Source organism: Actinophytocola sp., from assembly GCF_045807065.1.
Classification (GTDB): Bacteria; Actinomycetota; Actinomycetes; order Mycobacteriales; family Pseudonocardiaceae; genus Actinophytocola.
On sequence record NZ_JBJMIE010000178.1, the window covers coordinates 1 to 15,241 of the forward strand.

Annotated in this window: 16 protein-coding genes and 1 pseudogene; 7 read left to right on the forward strand and 10 right to left on the reverse strand. The window is 68.5% G+C overall.

Translation table 11 applies throughout. The features are described 5' to 3' along the window. From ACJ73U_RS10120 to ACJ73U_RS10150, 7 genes and pseudogenes are all read left to right on the forward strand, one after another. Positions 1 to 273: pseudogene (locus ACJ73U_RS10120) on the forward strand (metallophosphoesterase); the annotation flags it as partial. Next, complete coding sequence (locus ACJ73U_RS10125; protein ID WP_407777294.1) at positions 270 to 1,115, forward strand: chromosome partitioning protein ParB; 846 nt, start codon at positions 270 to 272, stop codon at positions 1,113 to 1,115. The pseudogene ACJ73U_RS10120 and the gene ACJ73U_RS10125, both read left to right, overlap by 4 nt. A 147-nt stretch (positions 1,116 to 1,262) precedes the next feature. Next, positions 1,263 to 1,625 (forward strand): peptidase inhibitor family I36 protein, encoded by a 363-nt coding sequence (locus tag ACJ73U_RS10130; RefSeq protein WP_407777295.1) that lies wholly within the window; start codon positions 1,263 to 1,265, stop codon positions 1,623 to 1,625. Between the two features lie 283 nt (positions 1,626 to 1,908). Continuing rightward, complete coding sequence (locus ACJ73U_RS10135) at positions 1,909 to 2,661, forward strand: DUF998 domain-containing protein (RefSeq protein ID WP_407777296.1); 753 nt, start codon at positions 1,909 to 1,911, stop codon at positions 2,659 to 2,661. After that, entirely contained in the window at positions 2,658 to 3,563 is a 906-nt protein-coding gene (locus ACJ73U_RS10140; RefSeq protein WP_407777297.1) for a hypothetical protein, read from the forward strand. Before ACJ73U_RS10135 ends, ACJ73U_RS10140 begins: the two co-directional genes overlap by 4 nt. A gap of 513 nt (positions 3,564 to 4,076) precedes the next feature. Then, entirely contained in the window at positions 4,077 to 4,442 is a 366-nt protein-coding gene (locus tag ACJ73U_RS10145; protein ID WP_407777298.1) for a DUF4267 domain-containing protein, read from the forward strand. 12 nt (positions 4,443 to 4,454) lie between these two features. Further along, complete coding sequence (locus ACJ73U_RS10150) at positions 4,455 to 4,601, forward strand: hypothetical protein (RefSeq protein WP_407777299.1); 147 nt, start codon at positions 4,455 to 4,457, stop codon at positions 4,599 to 4,601. 53 nt (positions 4,602 to 4,654) lie between these two features. On the opposite strand, the gene ACJ73U_RS10155 is transcribed toward ACJ73U_RS10150, so the two are convergent. The 10 genes from ACJ73U_RS10155 to ACJ73U_RS10200 form a co-directional block, all read right to left on the reverse strand. Then, positions 4,655 to 5,836 (reverse strand): ABC transporter ATP-binding protein, encoded by a 1,182-nt coding sequence (locus ACJ73U_RS10155; RefSeq protein WP_407777300.1) that lies wholly within the window; start codon positions 5,834 to 5,836, stop codon positions 4,655 to 4,657. A 6-nt stretch (positions 5,837 to 5,842) separates the two neighbouring features. Continuing rightward, on the reverse strand, positions 5,843 to 6,727 hold the full coding sequence (locus tag ACJ73U_RS10160) for a carbohydrate ABC transporter permease (protein ID WP_407777301.1): 885 nt from the start codon (positions 6,725 to 6,727) through the stop codon (positions 5,843 to 5,845). Then, positions 6,727 to 7,695, reverse strand: a complete 969-nt coding sequence (locus ACJ73U_RS10165) for a carbohydrate ABC transporter permease (RefSeq protein WP_407777302.1) — start codon at positions 7,693 to 7,695, stop codon at positions 6,727 to 6,729. The genes ACJ73U_RS10160 and ACJ73U_RS10165 overlap by 1 nt, the downstream gene beginning before the upstream one ends. Continuing rightward, positions 7,692 to 8,942: an ABC transporter substrate-binding protein gene (locus tag ACJ73U_RS10170; protein ID WP_407777303.1), complete on the reverse strand. Its 1,251-nt coding sequence runs from the start codon at positions 8,940 to 8,942 to the stop codon at positions 7,692 to 7,694. Before ACJ73U_RS10170 ends, ACJ73U_RS10165 begins: the two co-directional genes overlap by 4 nt. A gap of 169 nt (positions 8,943 to 9,111) precedes the next feature. Continuing rightward, the gene (locus tag ACJ73U_RS10175; RefSeq protein ID WP_407777304.1) at positions 9,112 to 9,639 is read right to left on the reverse strand and encodes a general stress protein; all 528 of its coding nucleotides are present in this window, start codon (positions 9,637 to 9,639) and stop codon (positions 9,112 to 9,114) included. A gap of 286 nt (positions 9,640 to 9,925) precedes the next feature. After that, a complete protein-coding gene (locus tag ACJ73U_RS10180; RefSeq protein ID WP_407777305.1) occupies positions 9,926 to 11,119 on the reverse strand; it encodes an acyl-CoA dehydrogenase family protein in 1,194 nt (397 codons plus the stop codon). A 414-nt stretch (positions 11,120 to 11,533) separates the two neighbouring features. Beyond that, on the reverse strand, positions 11,534 to 12,448 hold the full coding sequence (locus ACJ73U_RS10185; RefSeq protein ID WP_407777306.1) for a hypothetical protein: 915 nt from the start codon (positions 12,446 to 12,448) through the stop codon (positions 11,534 to 11,536). Between the two features lie 9 nt (positions 12,449 to 12,457). Next, positions 12,458 to 13,249 carry a slipin family protein gene (locus ACJ73U_RS10190; RefSeq protein WP_407777307.1) on the reverse strand — a complete coding sequence of 264 codons (792 nt, stop codon included), beginning with the start codon at positions 13,247 to 13,249 and terminating at the stop codon, positions 12,458 to 12,460. 50 nt (positions 13,250 to 13,299) lie between these two features. Next, positions 13,300 to 14,142, reverse strand: coding sequence for an HpcH/HpaI aldolase/citrate lyase family protein (locus ACJ73U_RS10195; protein ID WP_407777308.1), 843 nt, complete (start codon positions 14,140 to 14,142; stop codon positions 13,300 to 13,302). Further along, on the reverse strand, positions 14,139 to 15,197 hold the full coding sequence (locus tag ACJ73U_RS10200; RefSeq protein WP_407777309.1) for an HpcH/HpaI aldolase/citrate lyase family protein: 1,059 nt from the start codon (positions 15,195 to 15,197) through the stop codon (positions 14,139 to 14,141). The genes ACJ73U_RS10195 and ACJ73U_RS10200 overlap by 4 nt, the downstream gene beginning before the upstream one ends. Between the last annotated feature and the right edge of the window lie 44 nt (positions 15,198 to 15,241).

Below are 15,241 nucleotides of genomic sequence, written 5' to 3' on the forward strand. Positions count from 1 at the left end.
CAGCAGACCCGCCGGGCGGCCCGGTTGGTCCGTGCCGCGCACCGCCAGCCGGTGGACGTCCTGCTGACCCACTCACCACCCCGCGACGTCGGCGACCGCGAGGATCCTCCGCACCGTGGTTTCGCATGCCTTCACATGGTCGTCGACCGGCTGAAACCCACCGTTCTCGTGCACGGCCACATTCACCCGCACGGGCAACCGGTGCCGGACCGTGTGCTTGGTAATACCAAGGTGCTCAACACGGTCGGATACCGCATCCTGGAACTGCCATGAAGCGAGACACCGGCTTTCCAGTCGCCGACGCCGAGAACGACTTCCTGCGGGCGCGCCGCAGGCAGGTCCTCTCGCGCCTGGCCGCGTGGCTGCGGCGCGCGCCGGACGACGTGAACATCATGCTGCCGTTCGACGAGGTGGTCGCGGCGCTGGGCAGGCTCGGCGAGCGGCGCCTGGGCCTGCAGGTCATCACCCTGGACTCGATCGTCGGCAGCGTGGACCGGTCGCGGGAGTTCGACCGCCGCTTCCGGCCGACGTCCGGCCAGGTCCGCGAACGGTGGCAACGCCTCGCACTGGCCCAACGCCGAGGCGAACCGATTCCCCCGATCGAGGTATACCGGGTGGGGGACATGCACTTCGTGATGGACGGCCACCATCGGGTGTCGGTGGCCCACGCCCTCGGCCTGAAGACGATCGACGCGTACGTCACGGAGGTCGTCACCCGCCTGTCCCCGAGTGGCATCAGCTACCGCGGTGACCTGCTGGTGAAGGACTACCGACGGATCTTCCTGGACCGCGTGCCGCTGACCGGCGAGGCGCGGAAGGCGGTGCTGCTCACCGACCCGTGGGACTACGCGGAGCTGGCGGAGTCGGTCGAGGCGTGGGGCTTCCGCCTCATGCAGGACGAGGGTCGCTACCTCGACCGGGTGACAGTGGCCACACGCTGGTACGACGAGGAGTTCGTGCCGGTGGTCCGCATGCTGCGGCAGGCCGGCATGATCGAGACCCAGACCGAGGCCGAGGCCTACATGTGGGTCGCGAGCGAGCGCTACCGCCTGATCCGCACCCACCGCTGGGACGACGAGGTCATCTCGGCGGTGCGGGACAGCAAACGCCGTTAACTCCCTCGCGCCCCTTCGTCAAGTTGTCCACATCGACCTGTGGACAACTCATCCCCTGTGGACAACCGTTTTCGCCACTCGCTCCCCCTCGGCGAGACTCGCAGTACGCCACATTCCACGGCGCACATCACAGGGGAGTCCACAGAAATGAAAATCCTGGCCATTCCGGTCGTCATCACGGCCTGGCTGCTGATCAGCACGACGACGACAGCCACGGCAACCGCGGAAACACAACCGTGTGAGCGCGGGGAGTTCTGCCTGTGGCCAACGGAGTCCTACGGGGGCGACATCCTCCGCGTGGCCCTGGCAACCGCGAACCCGAACGAATGCGTTCCCCTACCGGACGGCTTCGACGCCCGCTCATTCGCCAACCGCTCGAAACGACCGGTAACGGTCTACCAGGGCCGAGACTGCTCGACAGAAGCCGAGTTCGACACCTACCCCGGCGGCGGCACCTTCGTACCAGAATCCCCCTACGTCGTCCGCGGCGTACAAATCTGGGACGACTAACGCCCAGCACGGACGAAAGCCGTCCCACCAACCACTCACTCGTCCTCCGGTCCCCGAGACCGGCGGGACCTCAGTTCCCGACCCCACTGCGTTCCCCCGAAGGAGGCACATGCGGAAACCCCTAACTGAATAGGAGCACCCGGTCCTCACCCATTTCGAGCACAGTCGTATCCGCTGGAAGTCATCGGCCGAGTGCGTCGGCACCTCAGCTGAGGCACGTCTCAGCCCCGGTGCGGGAATGTGAACGCGCGTGCGTGCGTTGATCTCCGCAGGGGGTAGGACGATGGACCGCGACCCAGGCTCGACGCGAACCCGTCGGAGTCCGCTGCTGGGTGGCTTCCTGGTCCTGACAGCCGCCCTCTCCGTGGTGTCCATCGTCGCGATGGTGCGGTCCCTCGTGGCGATGACGTACCTCAACATCCACTTCCACTCCGAGGTGGACCCGTTCTCCCGCGCGGTCAGCTACTACGTGTTCTACGGTGACGGTCGTGAGGTGTTCGCGACGGCGGCGATCGTCCTCGCGGGTGGCACCGTGACCATGCTGGTCGGGCTGCGGGTGGCCGGGCTGCGGCTCGGTGCGCGGGCCGGCGCGTTCTTCGGGGTGTGGTGCACGAGCCTCACGCTGTGCGCGATCTTCCCCACGGACAACAGCAAGTCGATCACCAGTGTGTCCGGCCTGATCCACCAGGTCGCCGGGGCGTCGCTGTTCGTGAGCCTGCCGCTGGCGGGCATCGCACTCGCGAAGCGGCTCGTCGCCGACCTGCGGTGGACCCACGTCGGGCGGGTCGTGCGGCGGATGGCCGTGGTGGCGATGGCGATGGCGGCGGCGTACCTCGCCACCAGGTTGCCCGACATCTTCCCTGGCCTGGCCATGCCCGGCATCCTGGACGGACGGGGTGTCTCCGGACTCGTCCAGCGCGCGCTGTTCGGCCTGGAGATGCTGATGTTGATGGCGCTCGCGGTCCACCTGTTGCGGGTCACCGTCAGCACGGCTCGCGGGCGCGGGCAGCCAGCGAGAGCCGAGGCCACCGGATGATCGCACTCGCCATCGTCTTCGCCGTGCTCGGCGCGTGTTGCAGCGCGGTCGGGGCACATCTGCAGCACAAGGGCGTCCGCTCGGCGACCAAGGACACGGGGCTGCGGCTGCGTGCCGTGTCGGCGCTGGTGCACAACCGCTCGTGGCTGCTCGGGTTCGCCGTGCTGTTCACGTGCACGGTGCTGCAGATCCTGGCACTCGCGCTGGCGCCGGTGACGATCGTGGCGCCGATCGTCGTGCTCGCCCTGCCGGCGGTCGCCGTGCTCAACGCACGGTCCTCCGGTGAGCGGCTCGACACAACGGTGGTGGTCGCGATCGGGGCGAGCACGCTCGGGGTGGCGCTGTTCGTCGCCCTGGCGTCCAGGCACGCGTCGGCCGTGCACTTCCCGACCACGGCGGTGTTGCTGGCGGGTCAGCTGACGGCGGGTGCGGTCGTGCTGTTCGGCGTGGCCGGGGCCCTGACCAGAGGGCTGGTGCGGTGCGTCCTGCTGGCGACGGGCGCGGGCTGCGCGTACGGGCTGGTGTCGGTGCTGGTCCGTGACGTGACGTACACGTTCCAGTCCGCGGGCCTGCGCGGTGTCCCACCGCTGCCGGTCACCGGCCTGGTCGCGGCGTTCGCGGTCGGCTCGTGGTTCATCCAGCTCGCGTATGCCAGCGGCCCACCGGACATCGTGGTGGGTTGCCAGACGGTGCTGAGTCCGCTCGTGGCCACCGCCATCGCGATCGGCCTGCTCGACGAGACGGCCGACGCGGGCGGCTGGACAGGCGCGGGCCTGGTCTGCGGTGCGGCCGCGGCGATCGTCGGCGTCGTGCTGCTGGCACGCCACCACCCGGAAGCGACGTCCAGGGCGACCCCGCACTCGGCCGAGCGACACCTGTTCCGCGCCATCTCCCGCCGCTGACCGCTACGGCGGCCGGGCGAGCAGCCTGCCCCACTCACGCGCCGATGAGCAGGATGGCGGCCCGTGACAGGCGACGTGGGGACGGCGGCGACAGCCAGGAAGTCGACGCCGCCGTGTGCTACCGGAAGCCCGCGAGCAGGAGCGCCGGCCTGCGGACGTGCTGCTCGCGAGGCAGCCGCCCGTCACGGATGAACGTCACGAGGCCGGGAGGCCGCCCAGAACAGCCACCCCTGGACGCGCTGGCCGAGGTCTACCGCGGCCGGGACCTGGCCGTGAGTGCGCGCCCGGCATGGACTTCGCCGAGCTCCGTCAGCGACCCCAGATTCTCGGCCGGCGCATGCGAACGGATTGTCTCGGCCAGCTCGCGCGCCGCCGCGACGATCAGCTTCTCCCGCTCCGCGCGCTCCCGACGCGGTTAATCGCCATGCTCGTGATTCTAGCAACGCTAGCCAACCTGCCGACGCTCATGCTAGCGTCACTCCTGTTCCTAGCAATGCTAGAAAGGGAGCCGAGATGCTCACCACCGTCGCCTACGGGCTGGCCATCGTCCTCGACCTGATGATCCTCTTCATCGGGTTGCGCTTCCTGTTCGTCCCGTGGGCAGCCGCGGCCGCGTACGGCGTGCCGGCGAAGCAGGACCGGGCCTACCTGACGATCAAGGGCATCCGGGACAGCAGCTACGGCCTCATCGGCCTGGCCCTGCTGGCCTTCGCCGGCGTGCGGGCGGAGACGTGGTTCATGCTGGTCGTCGCGCTCGTGCCACTCGGCGACATGGTCGTCGTCCTGCGCAACGGCGGCACGAAGACCGTGGCGTTCGGCATCCATCTCGCGACCGCCGTGGTAGTCGTCGTGAGCGCCGTCCTGCTGTTCCTGGTCTGAGAAGGAGACGCGATGTCACTCATCCACCCGGACTTCACCGAATCCGTCGTGGTCCGCGACGCCGACGCCGAGGTGATCAATCGCGCGCCCACCACCATCAGGTTGCTGGCCGACAGCAGCGCCACCTTTCGCACCAGCACGGCCTGGGACCAGCGGTGAACGCGGAAGTGGCGCCCCAGCCCCGCGGGCCAGGACGCCACTTCCGTCGTGAGCTACTCCGAGTACGTCAGGTTCTTGCCCGACGCCGGGTCGAACAGCTGGATCTTGTCCGCGTCGAACCAGACCTCCAGCTGCGCGCCCTCCTTCGCGGCCGAGGTGGCCGACAGGCGGGTCACCAGCTGTGAGCCGCTGGCCGGCACGTCCGCCGCGCCGGCGTCGGCGGCCAGCTCCTCCAGCTCGGCGGCCGTCGCGGCCTCGCCCTCCACCGTGAAGTAGGCGAACTTGTCCGAGCCCATGGACTCCAGCACGTCCACCGTCGCGGTGAAGGTGCTGCCGCCGGTCAGTGTGGTCTCGTCCAGCACGTGCGAGTCCTCGAAGTGCTCGGGGCGGATGCCCGCGATCAGCTCGCGTGGGGCGTTGGCCGCCTCGGCGAGCCGCCGCACCCGGTCGGACAGCGCGACCTGGCCGAGTCCCGTCGACAGCTGGCCGTTCTCCAGCGTGCCCGGCAGGAAGTTCATGGACGGGGAGCCGATGAAGCCCGCCACGAACAGGTTCACCGGGTTGTCGTACAGGAACTGCGGCGAGCCGACCTGCTGGACGACCCCGCCGCGCAGCACCACGACCCGGTCGCCCAGCGTCATGGCCTCGGTCTGGTCGTGGGTCACGTACACGGTCGTCGTCGCGAGCTGCTTCTGCAGCTTCGACACCGACGTGCGCATCTGCACGCGCAGCTTGGCGTCCAGGTTGGACAGTGGCTCGTCCATCAGGAACGCCTTGGGGCTGCGGACGATGGCCCGCCCCATGGCCACGCGCTGGCGCTGGCCACCCGACAGGTTCGCCGGCTTGCGGTCCAGGTGCTGGGTCAGGTCGAGGATCTTCGCGGCCTCCTCGACCTTCTGCCGCACCGTGGTGTCGTCCACCTTGGCCAGTCGCAGCGGGAACGCCATGTTCTCCCGCACGCTCATGTGCGGGTACAGCGCGTAGGACTGGAACACCATCGCGATGTCCCGGTCCTTCGGCGCCTTCTCGTTGACGCGCTGGCCGTCGATGCGCAGCTCGCCGGCCGTGATGTCCTCCAGGCCGGCGATCATGTTCAGCATCGTGGACTTACCGCAGCCGGACGGGCCGACGAGGATGATGAACTCGCCGTCCGCGATCTCGATGTTCACCTCGGACACGGCAAGGGCACCATCCGGGTACCGCTTGGTCACCTTGTCCAGAACGATCTCAGCCATATCCCCTCAGCCCTTCACGGCACCGGACGTCAGCCCCGCGACGATGCGGCGCTGGAAGAACAACACGAACAGAATGATCGGGATGGTGATCACCACGGCGGCCGCGGAGATCGTCCCGACCGGGGCCTCGAACTGGGAGGCGCCCGTGAAGAACGACAACGCCGCCGGCACCGTGCGCGACGCCTCGGTGGACGTCAGCGAGATGGCGAACAGGAAGTCGTTCCAGCAGAAGATGAACACCAGGATCGCGGTCGTGAACACGCCGGGCGCCGCCAGCGGGGCGATGACCCGCCGGAACGCCTGCGCGGGCGTCGCACCGTCCATCTTGGCCGCCTTCTCCAGCTCCCACGGGATCTCCCGGAAGAACGCCGACAGCGTGTAGATCGCCAGCGGCAGGGCGAAGGTGATGTACGGCAGGATCAGGCCCGGCCACGTGTCGAACAGCCCGAGGTTGCGCTCCATCTCGAACAGCGGCGAGACCAGCGAGACCTGCGGGAACATCGCGATCAGCAGTGAGACGCCCACCAGCAGCTGCTTGCCGGGGAAGTCCAGGCGCGCGATGGCGTAGGCGGCCATCGTGCCGAGCACGACCGCGATCACCGTCGCGATGATCGCGATGCCGATCGAGTTGACCAGCGCCCGGATGAACTCGCTGGTCGTGAAGATGTCCTTGTAGTTCTGCCAGGTCCACGCGCTCGGGAAGAAGTTCCGGTCGGTCTGCGTCTCCGGCGTCTTGAACGACAGGGAAAGCGTCCACAGCACCGGGACCAGCGCGTAGACCACGATCACGATGTCCACAAGGGTCCACCGGGCCTTGCGGCCACCGAGTGTGGGCCCCGCGGACTTGGCGCGTGCGGTGCGGGGGGTCGGGTCAACAACAACGTCGGTCATCAGCGCCTACCTCCCGGGTCGTTGCCGGGCGCCGAGGCGCCGAACAACTTGATGAAGATGAACGCGATGATCGCCACCGCGATGAAGATCAGCACGGACATGGTCGACCCGATGCCGAGGTTCAGGCCGCGGATCAGGTTGTTGTAGGTCTGCATCGACACCGACGACGTGTCGTTCGCGCCCTTGGTGAGCACGAAGATGTTGTCGAAGATGCGGAACGCGTCGAGCGTGCGGAACAGCAGCGCCACCAGGATCGCCGGCTTCATCACCGGGACGATCACCTTGGTGAACCGCTGCCACGCGGTCGCGCCATCCATCGACGCCGCCTTGAGCAGGTCGTCCGGCACCAGCGCGAGCCCCGCCATCAGCAGCAGCGCCATGAACGGCGTGGTCTTCCACACCTCGGCGAGGATGATGATCGCGAGCGACGCGGCCCGGTCGGTCAGCGGGGCCTCGGCGCCGAACAGCGCGGCCAGGTAACCGGTGTCGGAGTTCCACGCGTAGAACCAGGAGAACGCGGCCACCACGGTCACGATCCCGTACGGGATGAGCGACACCGTGCGCACCAGGCCGCGGCCGACGAGCGTGCGGTGCATCACGAGCGCCAGCAGCATGCCGAGCACCAGCTCGATCACCACCGACACCACCGTGATCAGCGCGGTGACACCGAACGCCGTCCACCAGTAGCCGTCCGACAGGACCGCGACGTAGTTGTCCAGGCCCACGAACTGGCGCTGGTCGGGGAAGCGGAGGTCGTAACGCTGCAGGGACAGCCAGATCGAGTAGATGATCGGCCAGCCGGTGACCGCCAGCATCACGATCGCGGCCGGCGCGCACAGCAGGAGACCCAGTCTCCGCTCGGCCTTCTTGCCCTCGGACAGGGCGGGCTTTCCCTTCGCCCGCGCCTCGCCCGTGGGCGCGTCAACTGTCCGGGTCTGAGCTGATGGATCGCTCGCAAGCTCGCTCACGGGAGAACTCCCTTGGAATCCAAGGCTTTCTGCAACTGGTCCCGCAGTTCGTCCGCGGTGGACTTCGGGTCGATGTTCTGCGGTGGCGAGAGCACCTTGGACGTGATCGTCGACAGGTTCTGGTACACCACGGTCAACGGCCGCACCGTCGCGTCCTGCAGCTCGTCGCGGATCGTCTGCCACATGGGGTACGCCTTGACGAAGTCCGCGTCGCTCTTGTCGTACACCGACTCGATCGTGGGCGGCACGCCGTCGTTGATGGCCGAGTACCGCTGACTTTCCGCGCTGCGCAGGCACAACGCCGCCTCGAACGCCTCCGGCTTGTGCTGCGAGTACGCGCTCACCGCGAGGTCGTAGCCGCCGACCGTCGCCTTGCCCGGCCCGTCGATGCCCGGGTAGGGCGCCCACTTGAAGTGCTTGGCGCGGTCCGGGTTGCCGGTCTGCATGGCGGCGTAGACGTACGGCCAGTTCAGCTCGAACGCGGCCTTGCTGTCCGTGGCCTCGAACGCCTGCTGGACCTGCTGCTCCTGCGCGTTGGTCAGCGAGGGGTCGGTGATGCCCTCGGTCGTGACCTGCTTGAGCAGCTTCAACGCGTCCACGGCGCCGGAGTCCATGACGACCTTCTTGCCGTCCTCGGACAGGATGTGCCCGCCGTACGAGGCGACCAGCGTGTTGTAGGTGACCACGAGGCCCTCGTACTGCGCGCCGGTGAACACGATCCGGTACGGCTTGTTCTCGTCCTTGAGCCGCTTCGCGACGGTGATCATCTCCGACCACGTCTGCGGCGGGTGCGGCGTCACGGTTTCGTCATACCAGAGCAGCTGGACGTTCGTGTTCTTCGTGGCGGCGTAGAGCTTGTCGTTCCACTGCGCCGTCTTCAGCGGCCCCTCGAGCACGCCGTCCTCGGCCTCGCTCTTGTTCGAGCCGGTCCACTCCTGGAGCCAGTTCGCCTCGGCGAACTCAGGCACCCAGGTGACGTCCAGACCCAGGACGTCGAGGTCGGTGTCGCCGGCCGCGAGTCTGCGGACCATCTGCTCGCGCTGGCCGTCCGCATCGCGCGGCAGCTTGCGGTAGACGATCTCGTAGCGGCCCTTCGCCTCCTGGTTGCACCGGTCGATGACCGACTGGAAGTGTTCCTCCGGCGCGTAGTAGACGTTGATCTCTGTGCCACCATCCGAGCCGCAGGCAGCGACCAACGGCGCCACGGCGAGTGCGACTCCGCTGACGGCGAGCATTCGCCATCGCATGAGAACCCTGCCTCCCTTCCCGCCCGCACGGGAGGCGCTTGGCACCTCCATGTGCCTGGGGGAATCATGTTTCACGGTCCACTGAACCTAGGCCCGATGATCACGAGTCGCAAGCGAGATGCACAACGATCCGGTCAAGGCCCGTAACGGACCGAAGCGGAAAACCGGCCTACTCCGCCGCGGCGGACGGCCGCATCGCGAGCTTGGCGAGGAGGTCGCGCCCCTTCTCGGCGCTGCGCGGCTGGGCGAGCACGTCGTACCTACCGGCCACCAGCTGGCTCGCCGACGCGATCTCACGCCCCGAACTGCGCGTGGTCGCATACCCGACCGCGGCGAAGACCAGCCCGAAGACCACCCCGGCGACCAACCCGACGAGAATCGGCGCGAACGACATCGTCTGGGAGCTGAACAGACCCAGCAACAGCCCGACGAACAGCCCGAACCAGGCCCCGGACAACGCACCCGTGCCGAGCACCTTCGGCCAGCTCAACCGCCCGATCACCCGCTCGACCAGCATCAGGTCGACCCCGACGATCGTGACCTCCTGAACCGGGAACTCGTTGCCGGCCAGGTACTGAACGGCGCGATGGGCCTCCTGGTAGGTGTTGTAGGACCCGATCGGCCAGCCAGACGGCGGAGTCGGCACCTTGGGGAGCCCCTGGCTCCCCCGCGCCCCACCCGAGAACGAACCGGTCACCGTTGCTCACCTCTGTTCAGCAGTTGACACCATCCTGCCAACAAGGGGCGAACAGTGCTAACCCGACACCGACCGCGCGTGTCCAACGCCCACAGCCCGCGTGTCCAACGCCCGCAACCCGCGTGTCCAACGCCCGCAACTCGCGAGTTCAACGCACCGAACCCGCGAGTTCAACGAATCCGGCCAGCTACTGCCGACCACTTTCGTTGGACTCACCGGCCGCGTGCGTTGGACTCACCCGACGCGTGCGTTGGACTCACCGGGCGCGTGCGTTGGACTCGCGAGGTCAGCGGGACTTGTACTCGCGGAGGAGGCCTCGGCTGATGATGGTCTTCTGGATCTCGCTCGTGCCCTCGCCGATGAGCAGGAACGGGGCCTCGCGCATGAGGCGCTCGATCTCGTACTCCTTGGAGTAGCCGTAGCCGCCGTGGATGCGGAACGACTCCTGGGTCACCTCGACGCAGTACTCCGACGCCAGCAGCTTCGCCATGCCCGCCTCGACGTCGTTGCGTTCGCCGGAGTCCTTCAGGCGCGCCGCGTTCACCATCATCAGGTGGGCGGCCTCGACCTTCGTGGCCATCTCGGCCAGTTTGAACGCGATCGCCTGGTGTTGGGCGATGGGCTTGCCGAACGTGCTGCGTTGCTGCGCGTAGTCCACCGCCAGCTCGAAGGCGCGGATCGCGATGCCGCAGGCGCGGGCGGCGACATTCACGCGGCCCACCTCGACGCCGTCCATCATCTGCGCGAAACCCCGGCCGGGGGCGCTGCCCAGCACCGCGGCGGCGGGGGCCCGGTAGCCGGAGAACACCGCCTCCGTCGTGTCGACGCCCTTGTAGCCCATCTTGTCGATCTTGCCCGGGATGGTCAGCCCGGGCGCGACCTCGCCGAACCCGGACGGCTTCTCCACCAGGAACGTCGTCAGGTTCTGGTGCGGCTTCTCGGCGCCCTCGTCGGTCCTCACCAGCAACGCGATCAGGTTGGAGCTGCCGCCGTTGGTGAGCCACATCTTCGCGCCGTCGATGACGTACTCGTCGCCGTCGCGCTTGGCGCGCGTCTTGATCGCGGCCACGTCCGAGCCGAGGTCCGGCTCCGACATCGAGAACGAGCCACGCACCTCGCCGGTGGCCATTCGCGGCAGCAGGCTCTGTTTCTGCTCGTCCGTGCCGTGCTGGCGGACCATGTGCGCCACGATGAAATGCGTGTTGATCACACCGGACACGCTCATCCAACCCCGCGCGATCTGCTCGACCACCAACGCGTAGGTGAGCAGTGACTCGCCGAGCCCGCCGTACTCCTCCGGGATGGTGAGGCCGAACAGCCCCATTTCCTTCATCCCGTCGACAATGTCCTGCGGGTAGGTGTCCGCGTGCTCGAGTGCCTGAGCGTGCGGGATGATCTCCTTGTCGACGAAATCACGGACGGTGGCGAGTATTTCCTGCTGGACGTCGGTCAGGCCGGCGGTCTGAGCGAGGCGGGCCATCGTGGGCGCTCCCTCCGGTCGACGATAGTTACCGGCCAGTATCCACCGGTTAACGCTCGTTCGCGCCGAGGTTGTGCGCAGCGCCACTGGACGCGATGTCAGCTCACCGGGAGTTCGGCGCGGGAGCCGCAGTCGCGGCACTCGTCGACGAGGACGTACACGTCGGCACCACAGTCACGGCAGGTGCGGAAGCTCCGCTCGAAGAGGTCATCCCGACGGGAACGGCCGAACAGACGCGGCCCTCTTCCGCTCTCCTTGCCAAGTCGATGCTTACCCATGCCCGACAGCTTCACTCGAAGGGGTGGGTGTATGCCAAGTATTCGTCGTTATCTGTGCGTTATATCACGGCAACCTTTGACGTTCCGTAACGTCCGCTTCCCTGCTCCGTAGCAATCGTGACCGATCGTGTTCACATCACGACCCGGGAAACAGGCGAGTGAACACCTCGCCGAATCCACCCTCCAGGTGTACCTCGATCCGGCCATCCGAATCACGATGCGTGATCTGCTGGAAATGTCCGTCCTGCCACCAGTAGACGTGCGGGCTGATCGGTCCGACCTCCGTGTCGTACCCCGCGGCGGCGTTCCCGGCCATCGTGTTCAGCGCCTCGACCACGCCGCCGTCGCGCGGCACGTGGTACAGCAGCTGGTGGCGGAACGGCACCGCGACGAGCACGCCGTTGGGCAGGTGCGCCTCCCCCGTGGTGCGCAGCACGATCTCCCGCAACACGAGCACGGTGGACGCCATGAACATCGACCCGACGAGGATCTCCACGCCCTCGTGCGTCGCCCGCTCGTCGGCCTCCTCGCGGCGCAGGTTGGCGAGGCCCGCCGTGCGCAGCCGATCGAGGCCGTGCTTCGCGACCTGCTCGTCGTTGAACGTGGCGACCGAGTCCGGCAGGTCAAGCGCCAGCAGTTCGAGCACGCCGGGCAGCGCCTCGCGGCCGTAGGTCCACCAGTTGCCGCTCGGCAGCGCGCCCGCCTCGTACAGGCGCAGGTAGGTCCGCTCGAGCAGGTCGTCGGTCGGCACGTCGAACTCGTCCGGTCCGTCGACGCTCGCGAGCAGGCGGCGGACGTGGTCGTCGACGATCGTCGGCCACTTCTTGTCGGGCACGCGGGGCGCGGCGAGGCGACGGGCGAGGCCGCCGAGTCCGAACTGCCGTCCGTCGGCGTCCTCGACGTGTCCCGCGTAGACGGTCACCTCGTAACCCGCGACGGCCATGCTGCCCCGGACGAGGTCACGCAGCCGCTGCGCCTTGCTGACCGTCAGCTCGGGCAGGGCCTCGTCGGTCGGCTCGGCCGGTTGGCGGTTTCGGTTGAACAACCCCACCGCGCCACCCTATTCGGACGGCTTCTCCTCGGGCTTGGGGGTCAACGCCGGGCTGCCGCTGCGTTCGAGGAACCGCAGCAGCTCAACGGGGAACGGCAACACGAGCGTGGAGATCTTCTCGGACGCGACCTGCACGACGGTCTCCAGTAGACGCAACTGGAGCGCGGCGGGATTCCCGTCCATAACCTTGGCGGCGTCCGCGAGCTTCTGCGACGCCTGGAACTCGCCGTCGGCCGAGATGACGCGTGCGCGGCGTTCCCGCTCGGCCTCGGCCTGGCGGGACATGGACCGCTTCATCGACTCGGGCAGCGCGACGTCCTTGATCTCCACCCGGTCGATGTGCACGCCCCATTCCAGCGCGGGGCTGTCGATCATCATCTCGAGGCCCTCGTTGAGCCGCTCGCGGTTGGCGAGCAGGTCGTCGAGGTCGCTCTTGCCGATGATCGAGCGCAGCGAGGTCTGCGCGACCTGCCCGACGGCGAACCGGTAGTCCTCGACCTTGATGATCGCCGAGATCGGATCGACCACCTTGAAGTACACGACCGCGTCGACCCGGACGGTCACGTTGTCGCGGGTGATCCCCTCCTGCGCGGGAATCGGCATGGTCACGATCTGCATGTTGACCTTCTGCAGCTTGTCCGCGACCGGCGTCAGCACGGCCAGCCCCGGGCCGCGGAGGCCGGGCTGGACCCGCCCGAACCGGAAGATCAACCCCTGCTCGTACTGCTTGATGACGCGGAGGCTCGACGCCACGCCGACCACGACCACCACGAGGATCAGCAGAAGAATGCTGGCAAGCATCGGCGCCTCCCGCGGTCAACCACCCCTCGGGACCGATGCTACGCCGGTGGTCAGCGTGTGACGGCCTCCGCCAGCGCGAGGATTCGTTCCGCGTCGGCCACGTGCAGGTTCTCGATCATGCGGCCATCCACGGTGGCCACGCCCCGGCCCTCCCGCCTGGCCTCCTCGAACGCGGCGATCACCCGATGCGCCCGCGACACCTCCTCCTCGGAGGGGGCGAAGATCTCGTTGCATGGCTCGACCTGGCTCGGGTGGATCAGCGTCTTGCCGTCGAAGCCGAAGTCCCTGCCCTGGCGGCACTCCGCGGCGAATCCCGCCGGGTCGCGCACGTCGTTGTACACGCCGTCGAGGATCACTCGCCCGGTCGCGCGGGCCGCGAGCACACACGTCGACAGCGCGCCGAGCAGCGGGCCGCGGCCGGGGACCTGCGCCGCGGTCAGCTCCTTCACGAGGTCGTTCGTGCCGAGCACCAGCACGGTCAGCCGCTCGGCCGCCGCCGCGATCGACGCGCAGTCCAGCACCGCGACCGGGGTCTCGATCATGGCCCAGATGGCCGTGTGGTCCGGCGCGTGCGACAGCGCCTTCTCGATGGCGTGCACGTCCGCGGCGGAGTTCACCTTCGGCACCACCACGGCGTCCGGACCGGCGGCAGCGGCTGCCCGCAGGTCGTCCGCGTGCCACGGCGTGCCGAGACCGTTGACGCGGATGGCCACCTCGCGCGAGCCGTACGAGCCCACCGCCGCGCACACCCGCTCCCGGGCCGCCGCCTTGGCGTCCGGTGCCACCGCGTCCTCCAGGTCGAGGATCAACGCGTCCGCGGGCAGTGCCTTCGCCTTCTCCAGCGCCCGTTCGTTGGCGCCCGGCATGTACAGGACGGACCTGCGTGGCCTCATTCCCCGGCCTCCTTGTACAGCACCGCCAGCTCCGGGTCCCGGGCGGCCAGGTCGTCGGCCAGGGCCACGACCACCTGGCACTGCTTGACCGTCGCGTCGTCCTGCATCTTGCCGTCGAGCATGACCGCGCCCGTGCCGTCGCCCATCGCCGCGATCACCCGCCGCGCCCACGCGACCTCGGCCGGGTCCGGCGAGAACACCTTGCGCGCGATCGCGATCTGCGCCGGGTGCAGGCTCCACGCGCCGACACAGCCGAGCAGGTAGGCGTTGCGGAACTGGTCCTCGCACGCGACCGTGTCGCGGATGTCCCCGAACGGCCCGTAGTAGGGCAGGATCCCCGCCTGCACGCACGCGTCGACCATCCGCGCGACCGTGTAGTGCCACAGGTCCTGCTGGTAGGTGACCCGCCCCGCCGAGAGGTCGTCGCCGGCGGGGTCGGTCCGCACCAGGTAACCGGGGTGGCCGCCGCCGACCCGTGTCGTCTTCATCCGCCGGCTCGCGGCCAGGTCGGCCGGGCCGAGGGAGATGCCCTGCATGCGTGGGCTGGCGAGCGCGATCTCCTCGACGTTCGCCATGCCGCTCGCGGTCTCCAGGATCGCGTGCACGAGCAGCGGCCGGGTCAGCCCCGCGCGGGCCTCCAGCTGGGCGAGCAGCCGGTCGACGTAGTGGATGTCCTCGGCGCCCTCGACCTTCGGCACCATGATCACGTCGAGCTTGTCGCCGACCTCCGTCACCAGCGTGACCAGGTCGTCGAGCACCCACGGCGAGTCGAGGCTGTTGACCCGCGTCCACAGCTGCGTGTCGCCGAAGTCCACCTCGCGCGCGATCCGCACGAGCCCGGCGCGCGCGGCCTCCTTGCGGTCGGCCTGGATGGCGTCCTCGAGGTTGCCGAGCAGCACGTCGACCTGGCCGACCATGCCCGGTACCTTGGCCGCCATCTTCTCGTTGCCCGGGTCGAAGAAGTGGATCATCCGGGAGGGGCGGAACGGGATCTGCCTCGGCGGCTGCGGCGCGCCGACGGCGAGCGGACGGAAGAAGTCCTTCGGTGACCTCATCGAGCCTCCCTGCGCTGCGGAATCCCCGGAGTTACTTCCCAGTA

What these genes read in the sequence shown, in the direction of transcription:
- ACJ73U_RS10195 (WP_407777308.1), bottom strand. Translation starts at nt 14,142, where the DNA reads ATGAGGCCACGCAGGTCCGTCCTGTACATGCCGGGCGCCAACGAACGG.
- ACJ73U_RS10155 (WP_407777300.1), bottom strand. Translation starts at nt 5,836, where the DNA reads ATGGCTGAGATCGTTCTGGACAAGGTGACCAAGCGGTACCCGGATGGT.
- ACJ73U_RS10125 (WP_407777294.1), top strand. Translation starts at nt 270, where the DNA reads ATGAAGCGAGACACCGGCTTTCCAGTCGCCGACGCCGAGAACGACTTC.
- ACJ73U_RS10135 (WP_407777296.1), top strand. Translation starts at nt 1,909, where the DNA reads ATGGACCGCGACCCAGGCTCGACGCGAACCCGTCGGAGTCCGCTGCTG.
- ACJ73U_RS10150 (WP_407777299.1), top strand. Translation starts at nt 4,455, where the DNA reads ATGTCACTCATCCACCCGGACTTCACCGAATCCGTCGTGGTCCGCGAC.
- ACJ73U_RS10140 (WP_407777297.1), top strand. Translation starts at nt 2,658, where the DNA reads ATGATCGCACTCGCCATCGTCTTCGCCGTGCTCGGCGCGTGTTGCAGC.
- ACJ73U_RS10170 (WP_407777303.1), bottom strand. Translation starts at nt 8,942, where the DNA reads ATGCGATGGCGAATGCTCGCCGTCAGCGGAGTCGCACTCGCCGTGGCG.
- ACJ73U_RS10190 (WP_407777307.1), bottom strand. Translation starts at nt 13,249, where the DNA reads ATGCTTGCCAGCATTCTTCTGCTGATCCTCGTGGTGGTCGTGGTCGGC.
- ACJ73U_RS10130 (WP_407777295.1), top strand. Translation starts at nt 1,263, where the DNA reads ATGAAAATCCTGGCCATTCCGGTCGTCATCACGGCCTGGCTGCTGATC.
- ACJ73U_RS10145 (WP_407777298.1), top strand. Translation starts at nt 4,077, where the DNA reads ATGCTCACCACCGTCGCCTACGGGCTGGCCATCGTCCTCGACCTGATG.
- ACJ73U_RS10160 (WP_407777301.1), bottom strand. Translation starts at nt 6,727, where the DNA reads ATGACCGACGTTGTTGTTGACCCGACCCCCCGCACCGCACGCGCCAAG.
- ACJ73U_RS10180 (WP_407777305.1), bottom strand. Translation starts at nt 11,119, where the DNA reads ATGGCCCGCCTCGCTCAGACCGCCGGCCTGACCGACGTCCAGCAGGAA.
- ACJ73U_RS10200 (WP_407777309.1), bottom strand. Translation starts at nt 15,197, where the DNA reads ATGAGGTCACCGAAGGACTTCTTCCGTCCGCTCGCCGTCGGCGCGCCG.